13 protein-coding genes are annotated in these 17421 nt (G+C 44.9%); 10 read left to right on the top strand and 3 right to left on the bottom strand.

From position 1 onward, the window contains the following. Positions 1–4 precede the first annotated feature (4 nt). Positions 5–934, bottom strand: coding sequence for a pyridoxal-phosphate dependent enzyme (locus MHN32_RS01095; RefSeq protein WP_239420668.1), 930 nt, complete (start codon positions 932–934; stop codon positions 5–7). A 299-nt stretch (positions 935–1233) separates the two neighbouring features. On the opposite strand from MHN32_RS01095, the gene MHN32_RS01090 reads away from it, so the two are divergent. The 9 genes from MHN32_RS01090 (at position 1234) to tldD (ending at position 13900) form a co-directional block, all read left to right on the top strand. Beyond that, positions 1234–3246 (top strand): formylglycine-generating enzyme family protein, encoded by a 2013-nt coding sequence (locus MHN32_RS01090; protein ID WP_010605945.1) that lies wholly within the window; start codon positions 1234–1236, stop codon positions 3244–3246. 67 nt (positions 3247–3313) lie between these two features. Then, positions 3314–4357 (top strand): rod shape-determining protein, encoded by a 1044-nt coding sequence (locus MHN32_RS01085; protein ID WP_010376642.1) that lies wholly within the window; start codon positions 3314–3316, stop codon positions 4355–4357. Beyond that, complete coding sequence (mreC, locus tag MHN32_RS01080; RefSeq protein WP_010376644.1) at positions 4357–5199, top strand: rod shape-determining protein MreC; 843 nt, start codon at positions 4357–4359, stop codon at positions 5197–5199. Before MHN32_RS01085 ends, mreC begins: the two co-directional genes overlap by 1 nt. Continuing rightward, positions 5189–5671, top strand: a complete 483-nt coding sequence (gene mreD, locus MHN32_RS01075) for a rod shape-determining protein MreD (RefSeq protein ID WP_026001073.1) — start codon at positions 5189–5191, stop codon at positions 5669–5671. Before mreC ends, mreD begins: the two co-directional genes overlap by 11 nt. Further along, positions 5671–6237 (top strand): Maf family protein, encoded by a 567-nt coding sequence (locus MHN32_RS01070; protein WP_239420667.1) that lies wholly within the window; start codon positions 5671–5673, stop codon positions 6235–6237. The genes mreD and MHN32_RS01070 overlap by 1 nt, the downstream gene beginning before the upstream one ends. Before the next feature lie 3 nt (positions 6238–6240). Continuing rightward, entirely contained in the window at positions 6241–7713 is a 1473-nt protein-coding gene (gene rng / locus MHN32_RS01065; RefSeq protein ID WP_010376650.1) for a ribonuclease G, read from the top strand. Positions 7714–7726: 13 nt separating this feature from the next. Then, entirely contained in the window at positions 7727–11656 is a 3930-nt protein-coding gene (locus tag MHN32_RS01060) for a YhdP family protein (RefSeq protein ID WP_239420666.1), read from the top strand. Further along, on the top strand, positions 11649–12464 hold the full coding sequence (locus MHN32_RS01055) for a carbon-nitrogen hydrolase family protein (protein WP_206473424.1): 816 nt from the start codon (positions 11649–11651) through the stop codon (positions 12462–12464). The genes MHN32_RS01060 and MHN32_RS01055 overlap by 8 nt, the downstream gene beginning before the upstream one ends. Then, positions 12461–13900, top strand: a complete 1440-nt coding sequence (gene tldD, locus MHN32_RS01050) for a metalloprotease TldD (protein ID WP_010605941.1) — start codon at positions 12461–12463, stop codon at positions 13898–13900. Before MHN32_RS01055 ends, tldD begins: the two co-directional genes overlap by 4 nt. A 90-nt stretch (positions 13901–13990) precedes the next feature. Here the strand turns inward: tldD and yjgA are convergent, their stop codons facing one another. Continuing rightward, the gene (gene yjgA / locus MHN32_RS01045) at positions 13991–14509 is read right to left on the bottom strand and encodes a ribosome biogenesis factor YjgA (protein ID WP_010605940.1); all 519 of its coding nucleotides are present in this window, start codon (positions 14507–14509) and stop codon (positions 13991–13993) included. Positions 14510–14645: 136 nt separating this feature from the next. On the opposite strand from yjgA, the gene pmbA reads away from it, so the two are divergent. After that, positions 14646–15995 carry a metalloprotease PmbA gene (gene pmbA, locus MHN32_RS01040; protein WP_010605939.1) on the top strand — a complete coding sequence of 450 codons (1350 nt, stop codon included), beginning with the start codon at positions 14646–14648 and terminating at the stop codon, positions 15993–15995. Between the two features lie 67 nt (positions 15996–16062). On the opposite strand, the gene mgtE is transcribed toward pmbA, so the two are convergent. Further along, positions 16063–17421, bottom strand: a complete 1359-nt coding sequence (gene mgtE / locus MHN32_RS01035; RefSeq protein ID WP_227387567.1) for a magnesium transporter — start codon at positions 17419–17421, stop codon at positions 16063–16065.

The following is a 17421-nucleotide window of genomic DNA, read 5'->3' as shown; positions in this document are numbered from 1 at the left end:
AACGCTAACCGCATGAGCTGATTAGGCCGACTTTATTATTAGCCAAATATCTCAAACCATCTAATCCTTGTAAGCCGCCGGTATGGATTGCGGTGATCACACTACCTCTTTTGAAGTATCCTTGTTGAGCCAAAGTGAAAATAGCGTAAAACAGTTTACCAGTGTAAATAGGCTCTAGAGGCAAACGATATTTCACCTTCATTTCATGACAAAAACTCAGCAATTCAGGTGTAGTCTTGGCGTAACCTCCGTGGTGAAAATCCTGGAGTAGCTGCCATGGCGCGCAGCGCTGAATTGTGATTAATTCATGTATCTCCTGTGCTAGGTATTCAGCACCTTTTAGTACCGTAACGCCTAGAACCTGTGTGTGGTTAGGTAATCCCGAGATTAGTCCTGCCACTGTGCCGCCACTGCCCACAGCTGTCATGACATAATCACTTTGAGGCAAGGAATGCGCTAACTCTTCAACGCCTTGCAGTGCAAGTGCATTAGTGCCGCCTTCTGGTATGAGATAAGCATTATTAAACTTGGCTTGCAGAGTTTGAATGTATTCAGGCTGATTTCTTTGCCGATATTCGACTCGACTCACGGGATGAAGTGTTAGCCCGCAAGCGCTTGCCATTTTTAGCGTTGGATTGCGCCGGTCAATCTCTGGGCCTCTAACAATTAAGTGACCTTTGATTGCGAAAAGTTTGCACGCCATGCTAGTAGCATATAAGTGATTGGAAAACGCCCCGCCAAAAGTGACTAACTCTTCAAGGCCAGCTTGCTTTAGGTGGAGTATATTGTATTTTAGCTTACGCCATTTGTTTCCTTGGATCACCGGGTGGAGCAAGTCATCACGCTTAACCTGCAACGTTAAACCGTATTTTTCCAATGTCGGGTGGTGAATAGTTTGGATTGGTGACTCGGCGATATTGGTGATGGTTTGCATGATGAAATCAGTTTGATATTTTGCGCACTATAATAAATAACCCGAGCGTTTCACTCCAGAGGTTATCATACCTTCTTGATTACCTATCTTCTATTTTGGACTCGAATTAGTAACACATTGCGATGTTAGAGAAAAATAGACAAAATCTCAGCTAAAAACTGGCAAGACGCTGGTTAATAGTTGTAAACTCAGATATTAATTGTGCAAAGCTTGTGTTTTACTTTGTAAGTACATAGCATAGAGCCCTAACTATAAGAAATAACAAGACCAAACAATTGCCGCTGTTGGGAATGGAACATATGCGAATTGCTCCTTTAACTTTTATTGTCTCGGCCTCGATCCTGGCCATGGGTACTGTTGCTCAAAGCGCTATGGCGCAAGATACTGCAACGGTCACTGCCATCGAGTCTGAATTGTCTAACAAGCAAAGCGAATTAGACAGATACTCGGTTGTTTTAGAAAAACACCTAGCAGAGGAAACGCGTCTGCAGTCTCAACTTGAGTTATTGAGAAAACGTTCAGGTGAGTTAGACAAAGAAAAAAATCAGGCCTTAGATGCAATGAATGAGTTGTATCGTCGGCTAATTGATGATCCTTCCATTGATATTTCTTCTGCGCAAACGCGGTATCAACAAGCTGTGACAGATCACAAGCAGAACAAAGAAGACATTGCGATGCAAATTGCGGCGATCGCATCACAACGTAAAGATATTGAGCAAGTCCGTGTGACTAAGCACACCTTAGTAAATACGCTTGAAAACTTAAAAGATCAGCTTGGCACAGCGCGAGTAGAGCGACTACGTAATGAGTTTACTCGTGAAGGTACACTAGAAGTAGATCACACGATTAACTGTAAACGCACAGAGACCTTGGCGGCTTGTGAGCAGCGTGGTCAGCAAATGGGGCTTCAAAAAGCTACCAAGCGCTTTATTGACCAGATTTTTGCAAACCTAACCGAGAGTCGTGTTGTTGAGCCAAAACGCAATATGGCTGGTGCGCAGGTTCAAGTGGTGAGTAGCCATGTTGTAAATAGTGGGTTTAGTGGACAAGGCAACTACAACGTTAACCTCAGTGTGACGATGCGTGGTGATGTAAATAGCAGCCGCTTATGTAACTTGTTGAGCTTAGACAATCGTTATTGTGCTGAGTATGGCACTCCGCTTGCCGTAAATTACCAGTCGAACTATTCGACAGTCTACAGTGATAACCAACTGACTTTTTCGGACGAACAAAGTGAGCCGGTTGAAGTTGCGACTATTACAAAGCAGCCCGTCGTGGAGACCCCTCTTGTAAAAAAGTCACAAACGGCTGATAAAACAGTCGAGTTAACTTTAAGATCAAATGTTTACGACGACGAAGTATTTATTAATGGAGTCAGTTACGGCGCGACAAAAACGACAGTAGCAATTCCTGCTGGATTTTATGATGTTGAGATCCGGAAATTAGGTTATGAACCTTATAAAGCACGCATTAACCTACGAGCTGCGCAAACCATTAATGCGAAATTGGTGAAGAAACGCCAATCGGTAACGTCTGTTGTAACGAAAAAGCCTGAGCCTGAAGCGCAACAAGTACAAGTGGTCGCCGTAGCAACCACCGAAAATAAGCTCGCTATTATCCCTGCGGGCACTTTTAAAATGGGCGACCTGACGGGTAATGGTTTACCAAATGAGCGTCCCGTTGTTGAAAAAGTGTTGAGCCATTCATATGCCATGCAGAGCACTGAGGTTACAGTGGCGGCTTTTCGCCGTTTTGCGCAAAGCACAGGATATAAAACCTTAGCCGAACAAGGTAAAGGCTGCGCATACTATAAAAATGGCGAACCGGTTTGGGAGCTTGAATATAATTGGGAAAACCCAGGTTACGAGCAATCAGATAATTTTCCCGTTGTGTGTGTTGCCTATGACGATGCCAAAGCATATGCCAACTGGTTATCTGGTGAAAAAGGGCAGCAATTTAGATTACCCAATGAAGTTGAATGGGAATATGCGGCGCGTGCAGGCACTGCATCTGAGTACCCATGGGGTAATGAAATCGGAAGAAACCTAGCTAATTGTGGTTGGTGTGGCAGTGAGTGGTCTAATAAAAGTCCTTCACCAGTTGCCCAATTTTCACCGAATAGCTATGGCTTATATGATACTGTAGGAAACGTTTGGGAGTGGACGCAAAAGCGTGCTTCTCAGAGCGATGTTACAGTGCGTGGCGGTGCATGGAACTTCGCGCCGAGTTTGGCTCGAGTGTCAACTCGCTTAGCGTTAGCGCCAGATTTTAGAGCGAATTATATAGGTTTTCGACTTGTTCGAGAGCGATAAGTAGTAAATTAAGAGCAGCAGGTGATGCTGCTTTGTTTGACAGAATTCTGAAAGGTCACCCAGCCTCATGTTTAAAAAATTACGCGGATTATTTTCTAACGATCTCTCTATCGATTTAGGGACGGCAAACACACTTATTTATGTAAAAGAAGAAGGCATCGTACTGAATGAGCCATCGGTGGTGGCAATTCGTCAGGAGCGAGCTGGTGGCCCAAAAAGCGTTGCATCAGTGGGTACTGCGGCTAAGCAAATGCTAGGTCGAACGCCGGGTAACATCAAAGCTATTCGCCCGATGAAAGACGGGGTGATTGCAGACTTCTATGTAACAGAAAAAATGTTACAGCACTTTATCAAACAGGTGCACAATAATAACTTCATGCGTCCAAGCCCTCGTGTACTTATCTGCGTACCTTGTGGTGCAACGCAAGTTGAAAAGCGTGCTATCCGTGAATCCGCAATGGGTGCTGGTGCACGTGAAGTGTACTTAATTGAAGAGCCAATGGCTGCTGCAATAGGTGCTGGCTTACCAGTATCTGAAGCAACGGGTTCAATGGTTGTTGATATAGGTGGTGGTACGACGGAAGTGGCGATTATCTCACTAAATGGTGTTGTTTATTCGTCTTCAGTACGTATCGGTGGTGATAAGTTTGATGAAGCGATTATTAACTATGTACGTCGCAACTTCGGAAGCCTGATTGGTGAAGCGACGGCTGAGCATATCAAACATGAAATTGGCTCAGCGTTTAAGAGTGAGACACCGATTGAGATTGAGGTTCGCGGCCGTAACTTAGCTGAAGGGGTGCCACGCTCTTTCACGCTCAATTCGCATGAAATCCTAGAAGCGTTACAAGAACCTTTGATGGGGATTGTAAGTGCAGTAATGGTTGCGCTAGAACAGTCGCCACCAGAGCTTGCCTCTGATATTTCTGCCCACGGCATGGTATTAACAGGTGGTGGCGCATTACTCAAAGACTTAGACCGTTTGTTGATGGAAGAAACCGGTATTCCAGTGGTGGTTGCCGATGATCCATTAACTTGTGTGGCAAGAGGTGGTGGTAAAGCGTTAGAGATGATAGACATGCACGGTGGTGACGTATTTAGTTACGACTGATGAATTTATTATTTGGCCGAACCGTTCCTTTACAACTGCGACTTACTGTCGCAGTTGTGCTTAGTATTATTCTGATCATTGGTGACCGTTACACAGTTGGTGGGACTATGGTGCGAACCAGTTTAAACACTTTGGTCAGTCCGCTACTGTACGTTGCTAACATTCCTTATGAAGCGTTCAACTTGGGCCTGAAAAGTCTCAATACCAGAGAAAAGCTGCAACAAGAAAACCAAGCACTCAGAGAAAAACAATTAATACAGAGTGAGCAATTACAGCAACTTCAGTTTTTGCAAAAAGAAAATCAAGAATTGCGCGCCTTATTAGGTGCTTCGGCTAGGGAAACCAATCAACGTTTAATATCTCAAGTGTTGTCTGTTCATTCGAACCCTTATAGTCATCAGGTGGTGATTAATCGCGGTACTATTGATGGGATAAGCGAAGGGCAGGCTGTTATTGACGAAATGGGCATTGTTGGGCAGCTAACCCAAGTCGGTACAACGACCTCAAGAGTGCTGCTTATGACAGATACCACCCATGCGACACCGGTCAGAATATTGCGTAATGACGTTCGCACTGTGGTTGAGGGGACGGGTAAAATCAATAATGTTCGCCTTGCTCATGTACCGCATAGCATGGATATTCGCATTGGCGATGTGTTGGTCACTTCCGGGCTTGGTGGTACTTTCCCTGAAGGCTATCCGGTGGCTGTAGTTACTGAGATAGACCGAGACGAAGGCCTACCATTTGCACAAGTACAGGCAGAGCCGATTGCACAACTAGATCGCATTCGCTTACTCGTGGTGTTAGGTAAACGCAGCCAAGAGGCAATAAATCATGAGTAAACATAGCAACTTATTGATTGCGTTGAGTGTCTTTGTTGCGTTAATCATGGCACTTATGCCGTTGCCTTTTTCACTTGAACCATTTCGTCCTGACTGGGTATTATTGGTGCTGATGTACTGGTCTTTGGCCGTTCCTCACCGTGTGAATATTGGTTGGGCTTGGATGACCGGCCTAATAATAGATTTAGCGATGGGCGCGCCACTCGGGGTGAACTCGTTGACCTATTCCATTTGTATTTATATAACCGCCAGCAACTTTCAGAAAATTCGTAATTTCTCCATCTGGCAGCAAGCAGTGCTGATCGGGCTATTTCTCGCGCTCTATCATTTGTTACAATTTTGGCTTAATCATTTCTTGCTTGATATCTACTTTAACCCGCATTATCTGTGGCCTGCGGTTACGGGCATGGTGTGCTGGCTGTGGATATTCCCACTGCTGAGAAAATATCGTAGACAGTTTAGGATCAGATAATGTCTATCTCTTTATATTTAGCTTCGGCTTCTCCACGTCGCAAAGCGCTACTTTCTCAGCTGGGCTATTCGTTCGAGCAATTTAGTGTTGATGCTGATGAAAGTCCGCTAGACGATGAAAGCGCATTACAGCTTGTGGAGCGTTTAGCGTGTTTAAAAGCGCAATCAGGTGTGGCGCTAGGGTATACCGACAAGCCGGTTCTTGGCAGTGACACTGTGGTTGTCATTGACGGAGAAGCGCTTGGTAAGCCTCGTGATAAAGCGGATTTCAAAGCGATGATGCTGCGTCTTTCTGGTAATACGCATCAGGTGATGACGGCGATTGCACTTGCAGATACAAGCAAAGTACTGAGCGATGTGATTGTGACCAATGTGACTTTTAAAACGCTGAGCGAAACTGAAATTGATGCCTACTGGGACACCAACGAGCCGCAAGATAAAGCGGGTGGTTACGGGATCCAAGGGGTAGGTGGACGCTTTGTATCTGAGATCCAAGGTAGCTATTTTGCAGTTGTCGGCTTACCTTTATATGAGACAGACGAATTAATTCAACGGTTTTTAAAATAAAATATGAGTAGCGAACTACTAATCAATGTCACCCCAAGTGAAAGTCGCGTAGCCTTAATCGAAAATGGGGTGCTGCAAGAAGTTCAAGTTGAACGGATCGGTAACCTAGGCATCGTCGGTAATATTTATCTTGGCAAAGTAAGCCGAGTTCTTCCTGGTATGCAGGCTGCTTTTGTGGACATCGGCTTGGAAAAAGCGGCATTCCTACATGCGTCAGATATCGTGAACAGCGCTTCTATCGAAGAGGGGGTGGCCGAGTCCCCAGTTAAGAAAGTGCAGGACATTCGTGAGCTGGTGAAACAAGGCCAGTTCATTATGGTACAAGTAGTCAAAGATCCGCTTGGCACAAAAGGCGCTAGACTGACAACGGATATCACTATTCCCTCACGTTATTTGGTGTTTATGCCTGATGCGACGCATGTGGGAGTGAGTCAACGTATTGAAACCGAACAAGAGCGTGACCGGTTAAAAGAGATCGTTGCACAATATAATGACGAAAACGGTGGTTTTATCGTTCGTACCGCTGCTGAAGGAGCTTCGGAAGCAGAGTTACAGCATGATGCGGAGTTTTTGAAAAAGCTTTGGCAGAAAATTGTAACGCGCCGCCGCAAAACGAGCAAAGCAAAAATTTTGCATGAGGATCTTACCTTAGCATTTCGCACCTTGCGTGATTATGTTGGTGAGGACATGGAGCGTATCCGTGTTGACTCAAAGTTAACTTACCAAGAGCTAAAACTTTTCACTGAAGAGTTTGTTCCCCAGCTCGCAAGTGCACTTGAGTATTACCCAGGTGAGCGTCCCATTTTTGACTTGTTTGATGTTGAAACTGAGATCCAAAAGGCACTACATCGAAAGGTTGAGTTAAAGTCTGGTGGCTACCTTATCATTGACCAAACAGAAGCAATGACAACGGTTGATGTCAATACTGGCGCGTTCGTTGGCCATCGTAACCTCGAAGAGACGATTTTTAATACCAATGTTGAAGCAACGTCAGCAATTGCGCGGCAACTAAGGTTACGAAACCTTGGTGGTATCATTATTATCGACTTTATTGATATGGTATCTGACGAGCATAAACGCCGAGTATTGCACTCTTTAGAAACTGCGTTGTCTAAAGACCGAGCGAAAGCCAATATCAATGGACTCTCTGCACTTGGTCTTGTAGAAATGACCCGCAAGCGCACGCGCGAAAGTCTAGAGCATATTCTTTGTGATGTGTGTCCATCTTGCTCCGGTCGTGGTTCACTAAAAACGGTCGAAACCGTTTGTTATGAGATCCTACGGGAAATCGTGCGTGTGAATCGTGCTTATGATGCCGACAAGTTTATGGTTTATGCCTCGCCAGCGGTGAGCGAAGCCTTGATCAACGATGAGTATCATAATTTAGCTGAGCTTGAATTATTTATTGGTAAGCAGGTTAGCATTCAAACTGAGAGCTTATATAGCCAAGAGCAGTTTGACGTAGTAATGATGTAAAGGGTAGCGGTACATGCAGGCTAAGGCCGTCTGTTTTTTCTGCCTGCGTAAAGCGTGGCAAATCTTTGCGATCACTTTAGTGACACTCGCGGTGCTGGTGTCTGCGCTGAAGTACGCCTTGCCCTATGTTAATGATTATAGAAGTAACATCGAAGCGCTTATCCAAAAGCAACTGAATGTTGATATTAGTATTGGCCAGATCAGTGCGAGTTGGGAAGGCAATGGGCCTGCTCTGGTGTTGGAATCGCTCTCTTTTAAAGACAATAAAGACTCGCCAATCTCCATTAATATTGCCAAAACCTCTTTGCAGCTCAATGTATTTGAGTCTGTACGACAAATGCAGATCGCATCTAACTATTTTGTACTGGAAGGGTTTGAGGCTGATATAGATCTGAGCAAATTAAGCGCGGCTCAAGATCAAGGTGCTTTTGAGCAGCAAGCATTAATTGAAAGCCTTTTCTTAGGTGATGTTGGGCATTTTGCGGTGCAAAACAGTCGTCTTAATATCACCTTTTCTAGTGGTAAGACCCACAGTTTATTATTGAAAGATTTGGTGTGGCAAAACTCTAGTGCATTACATGAGGGAGCAGGAGAAATCGCATTACCTGGGTTTTCTCAAGGCCAGTTTAACGCTCGTCTTTCTTTGTCGGGACGAAAGCTACGCGAATTGGCGGGGAATATCTATGTATCCGCGGATAAGGTTAATCCGGTAGATTGGCTAGAAGAGCTTATCACCTTAGCGCATCCAGACCTAAAAGCAGACATCAATGCTCAGCTATGGTTGGGTTTCGAGGAAGGTACATTGCAAGATATCACAGTGGATATCAAACCCAGTACCTTGACTTGGCAAGAAGATGAAAATCAGCGCACATTGGCATTAGACGATGCGCAGTTTCTGTTAAAGCCAGATCAGCAAGGTTGGTGGGTACAAAGTAGTGGTATCCAGTTTAGTCGCAATCTAGAAGCGCTTGCTCCTATTTTATTTGAAGCGAAATGGCATAAAGATAACAAGACCTTTTGGTTAAAGGATATTAACGCCAACTTTTTAGCTGAGTTAGCACAACTTGCTAAATTCCCTGGACGAGATTTGCTGTATGGTATGAATCCCAATGGTCAACTGAGCGCAGCGAAATTCAGTCTTGGTACTAATAACGCTTTTGCGGCATGGGGAGTTATTGAAGAGATAGCTTTTGAGCCATTTCATGGGATCCCGGGAATTTATGGTACCAGATTAGAGGTGAGTGCGACTGATGAGCAAGTTAGGCTCAATTTAAGTGCTGAACAAACTGAATTACTATCCAAAGAGACCTTCAAAGATAATATTAAGCTCCAGCAGCTCAGTGGTGATGTCTATATTCGCAATCAACAAGCACAAGGCTGGCAAGTTTCCAGTCCCAACTTTTGGCTTAGTAATCAAGACGTAGCATTAGCCACAGAATTTTCCTTGCAGTTATCAGATGACCCTCGGCTTGATTTATATGCGGAGCTACTCGGTGGGCGTGGTGAAATCGCTTCACAGTACTTTCCTGTCAGTATTATGCGTAAAAGCTTAGTTGACTATTTAGAAGCAGGGATCCAAGGTGGTCAGCACTTGCAGACTCAAGTCTTACTGAGTGGGGCGCTTTCACAATTTCCATTCGCTGATAAGCAAGGTCAGTTTGAAGTTAAATCACGTTTGAATGATGTTACTTTTGGTTTTGCACCGGATTGGCCTAGCGTTACTTCAGGGGATGTCACACTACACTTCGAAAACGAAAGAATGGATATCTACGCACACCGTGGAGAACTTGTTAATCAAAGTATTGATGAGGGTGTCGTTGTGAGTATTGCGGAGCTAAATCACGCTGATGTGCTGACTGTTGATATTAGTCACTCCACAGAAGCGAGCACGCTACAGCCTTTCTTTGCGGCAACGCCGCTCGCAGATCCACTCGCGAATATATTAGATATTGTTCAAGGTAAAGGTGATGCAAAAGGGGATGTGCAATTGGTCGTCGACCTGAAATCAGGTGCCGTACATGCTAAAGGTGACATCTACCTAGACAACAATCCTGTCTTTTTGGCAAAGCCTGGCATGCAATTACAGCAAGTGAAAGGTGTGGTTAGCTTCGATGATGACACTATCAAAGTGAATAATTTGACCGCTAGGTGGCTGGACATGCCCCTGTCGTTGGACTTATCAGGAAGCGGAGATAAGCAAAATTATCAAGTAACGACCAAGGTCAGTCTTGAAGCTGGGGTTGAGCAACTGCAACCGCACGCAAATGGAATTATTGACGGCTACTTTGAAGGCAATAGCGTGCTGAGCACTGAGCTTATCCTTAATTTTGCCAATGCAGGATTTAACTATAAAGCCAAATTTGCTAGTGACTTACGGGGGATCGCGAGTCACTTACCCGATCCATTCGGAAAACCTGCTGATCAAGCTAAACTGCTAAGCGGCACTGTATTAGGGGATGATATTTCGAATCTTGTTACGGCAAGCCTAGATAATCAATTGTATTTTAATGGCATCGTTGAAAATGGATCCGGTGCGATGCGTAATGCACACCTGATAATTGGCAGTAAAGATGAAGGCTTAAATGCATCCGGTTTTGATATCACAATCAAACAACAAGAAGTCGAGCTGTTGCCTTGGTTACCACTGATCAACCGCATTATCAAAGCGCCAAATTCAGGTTCCGACCCTGCATTTCTACCAGCACTGAATCAGGTAAATGGTTCTTTCTCAAAAGTAACATTCTCTGAGATCCCTTTCCATGATGTTGACTTTACTATGGCCGCGATTGACGGCGCGATGCAGCTTAAAATCAATAGTAAAGAAATGCGCTCACAAGTGGCTATTCCAGCGTCAAACTCAAGCCGGCCTATTCACATTAATAGTGATTATTTACGTCTAAATTTACCTAAGTCGGAGCCGCAAGCGCAAGAGACAGTGGAAAAAGACGTTCACTCATTAGATTGGTTGTTGAGCTTACCTGCAACCGAATTTGTGTGCGGTGACTGTAAAGTTGATGAATATCAGTTAGATCAGGTCAATATGTCGTTGTTTGGGGATGGTAATAGACTCAATATTTCAGAGTTAGTGATTGACAAAAAAGATCATAAACTCAATGCCAGTGGCCGGTTTGAGCAAGGTAAAACGACGCTAAGCGGCGCGTTAAACAGCAATGACTTTGGTGAACTAACGGATGAGTTTGATATTACTTCGACAATTAAAGACTCCCGCGCCAACATAGATTTTGTCCTCAATTGGCAAGGCGCGCCATACGAAATGGATTTACCTAGCCTAGGTGGCGAGTTGACTTGGCGCTTAGGAGAGGGCCACTTGGCAGAAATAAGCGACAAAGGAGCACGTGTCTTTTCATTGCTGAGTTTGGACTCTTTGATCAGAAAGTTACGCTTGGACTTTAGAGATGTGTTTTCTAAAGGCTTTTTCTATAACAGTATGAGTGGTTCGGTACAACTAACGAATGGTATTGCGATCACTGAAGATGCGAAGCTCGATGGCGTGCCTGCGGATCTAACGATACGTGGCTATGCCGATCTCAATACTCACGAAATTAATTATGATTTAGCCGTCGCACCTCAAGTCACGTCGAGTTTACCTGTGATTATGGCATGGGCGGTGAACCCTGTGACGGGGTTAGCTGCACTGGCATTAGATAAGGTTATCCACTCGGCGCGAGTGATCTCTGAGATTAATTTTAAAATCACCGGAACGATGCAAGAGCCAGTGGTTACCGAGGTTGATCGTAAGAGTAAAGAAATTGAGTTACCCAAACCGGTTGTGCCTCCTAGTGAAGAGGCTATGCCAGATGGAGTTGATGAGAATACCAATAAAGAAGCACCAGCATTGAGCTCAGAATCACATCCAAGTGCTACACTTAAGCATAGTGAGCAACCTCTTGTGTCGCAAAATAAGGAAAGTGGTAATGGCTAAGGTGATTGCATTGCCAATGTGCTCGGCTAAAGCACCCCAAACAAATATAGATTACCTTAAAAGTCAGCTGGTTAAGTTAGTGGTGGAAGAGCCAACCTTAGTTTGTTTACCTGAAACTTGGCTGGCGTTTTGCGACAATGCGCAACAGACTTGGGAATACGCGCAGCATAATGAAGCACTGCTTGGAGAGCTTTCAGCGCTTTGTCAACAATATAGCATTTGGTTGGCGGCAGGTACCATCGCGATACCAAGCCAGAGCGATAAATATCTGGCTGCGAGTTACTTATTTGATTCGAGTGGCGAAATCGTAGCACGCTATAATAAGATCCATCTATTTGACGCCGATGTGAGTGACAAAACTAAACAATATCGAGAGTCTGAGCGAACAGAGCGTGGACAGGATGTCGTGGTAGTGGATAGTCCATTTGGCAGAATTGGATTAAGCGTGTGTTATGATCTGCGCTTTCCAGGTTTGTTCCAAATGATGAGAGCGAAGGGAGCTGAGCTATTTTTAGTCCCGAGTGCTTTTACCTGTGCAACGGGTAAGGCACACTGGCAGCCATTATTACAGGCGAGGGCGATAGAAAACCAATGCTATGTAGTTGCAGCCGCGCAAGTAGGTTGTCATGAAAATGGCCGAGAAACCTATGGACACAGTTTAATTGTATCGCCTTGGGGTGAAGTCTTAATTGACTCTGGTGCGAATTTAGAACCTATTTCACAGCAGCTAGATAGTGCGTTTCTTGATTCGATCCGGCAAAAAATGCCGGTTGCGGATCATAACCGATTTAAAAGTGAGTTTTTATGAGTAATGTAGAGCAGAATTTACTGACCAATAGCCAGCTGACACGTGAGCAATTATCACAGACTCTCGAGTATATTCATCAGCACAAAGTAAATTATGCCGATCTGTACTTTCAATCAAGCTACCACGAAACTTGGGTGCTGGAAGACGGCATAGTCAAAGACGGCAGCTACAACATCGAACGTGGTGTTGGTGTGCGTGCAGTGAGTGGTGAGAAGACTGGCTTTAGTTATTCTGATGCCATCAATATTGAAGCGTTAACCAAAGCAGCAGAAGCTGCGCGTAGCATTGCGCAAGCTGGCGAAAGCAGTAAAGTTCAAGTATTTAGCGACGTAAAAGCACCCATTCAATTTCAACCAGCACAGCCAATTACCAGCATGAGTGATGCGGATAAAGTGGCTTTACTTAGAGAGCTTGAACAGTGCATTCGCGATTTAGCGCCTGAGGCGCAGCAAGTAGTCAGTTCGCTGTCTGCGGTATATGAAGAAGTGTTAATTGCCGCAAGCGACGGTACATTTGCAACCGACATTCGCCCGTTAATACGTTTAAATTGTTCGGTACTCCTTGAGAAAAATGGTCGCAGAGAGCGTGGTAGTGCCGGTGGTGGTGCGCGTTTAGATTATGGTTACTTTAAAGAGTTAGTAGACGGTGCACCGAGATGGATGCAGTTTGCCAAAGAAGCTGTGCGCCAAGCACGCGTGAATCTTGAAGCCATTGATGCACCAGCAGGTGCGATGCCTGTGGTGCTCGGTTCTGGTTGGCCGGGCGTTTTGTTACACGAAGCTGTTGGACATGGCCTAGAAGGTGATTTTAACCGTAAAGGTGCCTCTGCATTCAGTGGCAAAATAGGTGAACAAGTCGCTTCGAGTCTTTGTACTGTGGTGGATGATGGCACGATAGCCGACCGTCGCGGCTCTTTGAATGTGGACGATGAAGGTACGCCAGCGGCATACAACGTACTGATTGAAAATGGTATTTTGAAAGGCTATATGCAAGATAAGCAAAACGCGAGCTTAATGGGCGTGGCGCCTACAGGTAATGCGCGTCGTGAGTCTTATGCCCATTTGCCGATGCCGAGAATGACAAATACCTACATGCTTGCGGGTGAGCACAGTCAAGAAGAGATCATTCGTAGCGTAGATAAAGGCATTTTTGCTAGTAACTTTGGCGGTGGTCAAGTGGATATTACCTCCGGTAAATTTGTATTCTCAGCGTCTGAAGCCTACTTAATTGAGAATGGTAAGATAACCCAACCAATTAAAGGTGCAACGCTTATAGGCAATGGCCCAGAGGTGATGAAAAAGGTCTCTATGGTAGGCAATGACCTTGCGCTTGATAGAGGCGTTGGGGTATGTGGTAAAGATGGTCAAAGCGTCCCTGTGGGAGTCGGTCAACCGAGTTTGAAGATTGACGAAATTACTGTCGGTGGTACAGCGTAATACTACCTGCGGTAACTATTCATAAGCAAAAAGTAATAAGCAAAAGGCGCATCAGCGCCTTTTTGTATTGTATCAGAGCACAATATAGCGTTACGGCATAATTGCTTCTTTTAAATACTGGAACAGCTCTTTGTAGGCTTTGCCTGGCTTCTCAGCTTTTACTTCTTTACTTGCTTGGCGCGCCATCTGGCGCATTTTTTGACGCTCAAGTTCAGGATACTTATCCAATAGCTCATTAATCTTGCTATCTCCTTTGGCAATCACTTCATCGCGAATAAGCTCAATCTTATTCAGCAATACGTCTGCTTTATTGTTCTTATTTAGCATCAAATCCATCGCAGCCTGAATATCTTCGACATTTGGAGTACTACGCAATGTCTTGGCAATGTAGTTCATATGACGACGGTAAGCATCTGTTTTAGCACGGATCCTATCCGCAACAGTCATGGCCTCTTTAAGCTCGTCCGTTAGAGGTAACTTCTCACGCTGCTTCTTGCCAAGCCCTGCGATTTCACAGCCTAGTTCATGCAACTCAAGCGCTTCGCGCTTAAGCTCGCTTTTTGAAACGTAAATAATCTCTTCTTCGGTCGTTTGCTCGTGTTTAGCCATCGGTCTTGTCTATACTAGTAAATATTAAGGTCTCTAACATTAGAGTATACCACAATTGATCACTACAATAGTTAGTAGCTGTGATAGCATATTAACTAATATGTTTTAGTTAGACGAGCGAGCGGATAAGGTATCTATGACTCAACCTCAACAACACCCTATATATAATCAAATTGATGATGTGAAAAATGCAGTTGCCGATGTGTTAGCGCATGCTAAAAAACTAGGTGCAACCTCGGCAGAAGCGGCGATGTCTAGTACCTCTGGTCTGTCTGTAAGTACACGAATGGGAGAGGTTGAAACCATTGAGTTTAATCAAGATGGTGGTCTTGGTATTAGCGTTTATGTGGGTAATCATAAAGGCTCAGCATCAACCGCGGATCTGAGTCCTGAAGCCCTGCGCTCAGTGGTTGAAAAAGCCGTAGATATTGCTCGATTTACCTCGGATGACCCCTGTAATGGTGTGGCGGATAAAGCCTTGCTAGAGATGTCACCAGCAGATTTAGATCTTTTCCATCCTTGGCAAGTTTCTCCTGATGAAGCCATTGAGCAATGTATTACTGCTGAAAAAGCTGCGTTAGCATTCGATCCTCGAATCGTGAATTCTGATGGCGCGAGCTTATCGAGCCACCAAGGGATCCGTGTATATGGCAATAGTCATGGCTTAATTGCAGGGTTCCCACGTACCAGACACAGCCTGAGCACCATGGTGATTGGTAAAGAGGGTGAGCAAATGCAACGGGACTCTGCATATGCGTTATCTCGCGTGCACACGGAGCTAAAATCCCCTGAAGAAGTCGGTTTAGAGGCGGCACAATCAACGCTTGCAAAATTAGGCAGTCGTAAGGTGTCAACGCGCAAAGTGCCTGTTATTTTTCGAGCGGATATTGCTAACAGCTTATTTGGGCACTTAGTGTCAGGTATTGGTGGCGGCGCGCTATATCGTAAGTCTAGCTTCTTGTTGGATTCTTTAGACACACAAATTTTTAATCGCTGCGTTAACATTGAAGAGAAGCCACATTTATTAAGAGGGCTTGCTTCGAGTCCTTTCGATAGCGAAGGTGTAAAAACCATCGACCGTGAAATTATCACAGATGGCGTGCTCAATACTTACTTATTGGCAAGCTATGCTGCACGTAGAATGAATATGCAAGCGACAGGTCACGCAGGTGGGATCCATAACTGGTTAGTAAAACCAACACACGACGATTTAACCAGCCTACTTGCGTCGATGGGCACTGGTTTGTTAGTCACTGAACTTATGGGGCAAGGTGTTAATACGGTAACAGGTGATTACTCTAGGGGAGCTGCTGGTTTTTGGGTCGAAAATGGAGAACTTCAATATCCTGTAAGTGAAATTACTATCGCTGGTAATTTAAAAGATATGTTTATGGGGATTGAAGGCGTTGGCGCTGATATTGAATGCCGAGGCGCAGTACAAACCGGCTCTATACTACTCAATAATATGCAAATAGCGGGCGAATAACTCCCTCTCTCAGCTCAAGAAATGCTGGTTTTAACCAGCATTTCCCGCCGTTTCGACACTGTTACTGCTACACTAATAACCAAGTTGCGGTGCCAAGGAATGCAAAGATCCCGACAATATCGGTAACGGTTGTTAGTACCACACTACCAGCTAGCGCTGGATCGATATTCATTTTCTTTAACATAATTGGAATACTGGCACCCGCGATACCCGCTGCGACTAAGTTCATAAACATTGCGAAGGCAATTACAGCACCGAGTGTAAAATCCCACTGCCATATAGCAATAACCCCAGCGATCAAGACAGACCACAGCACGCCGTTTAAGGCGCCGATCGCCAGCTCTTTACCCATTAAAAACTTTTGGTTAGTCTGGTTAATATGACCAAGGGCAATACCGCGAATCACTAGGGTTAGCGTTTGGCTACCGGCAACGCCGCCCATACTTGGTACTATGCCATTTAACACCGCGAGAATAGGTAAAATATCCAAAGTACCTTCGAAGAAGCTTGCAACAAACGCAGCCATCAAGGCAGTTAGCAGGTTAATCCCAAGCCAAATAGAGCGGCGCTGGCTACTTTTTAAAACTGGCGCAAAGGTGTCTTCTTCATCTTCAAGACCTGCCATACTTAACAAGCTGTGCTCAGCATCTTCACGAATAACGTCAACAACGTCATCAATGGTGACACGGCCAAGCAAATGGGCGTTATCGTCAACGACGGGAGCTGAGATCCAGTTATGACGCTCAAAAAGCTGCGCCACTTCAGACTCATCCATGGAGATAGGGATCGTTTCCTTATCTTCATCCATCAAGTCTCGAACCATACTGTCAGGAGACTTAGTTAATAAGGTATTGACAGGCAGTGTGCCTAAAAAGCAGTTGTCTTTATCAACTACATACAACTCGTCCGTACCATCTGGCAATTCGCCTTTAAGGCGTAGATATCTAAATACAACTTCTAAGGTAACATCGGGTCGAATAGTGACCGTGTCGGTGCTCATTAGCGCACCGGCAGAGTGTTCCTTGTAGGACAAAGCTTGTGTCGCACGTTCTCTATCTTGGCTATCCATCGCACCGATAACGTCTTGGTAGACGGTATCAGGCAGGCTTCTTAGGACATCACCAAGGTCATCGTCGTCCATGTCTTCTGTAGCGGCGGCAATTAGCTCCGGCTCCATCTGGGCGATGATCCCAAGTCTTACGTCCTCTGACAGTTCCTCTAAGACATCCCCTTGGATATCTGGGTCAACAAGCTGCCACAGCATAGAGCGAACTTTATGAGGGGATGATTCTAAAAGCAGTGCAGTGTCACAAGGTGCTGTTTCTGCGAGCATACGCCTAACTTGAACAAACTGACCACTGTTTAAGGCGTTAGTTACCTTTTGGAGTTGTTCCAGTGTGTAGTCTTGTTCAAATACTTCAGGCAT

The sequence above is a fragment of the Pseudoalteromonas sp. Of11M-6 genome, from assembly GCF_022347905.1.
Classification (GTDB): domain Bacteria; phylum Pseudomonadota; class Gammaproteobacteria; order Enterobacterales; family Alteromonadaceae; genus Pseudoalteromonas.
Note: the sequence above shows the minus strand (reverse complement) of the source record. Positions and strands in the feature narration are given on the sequence as shown.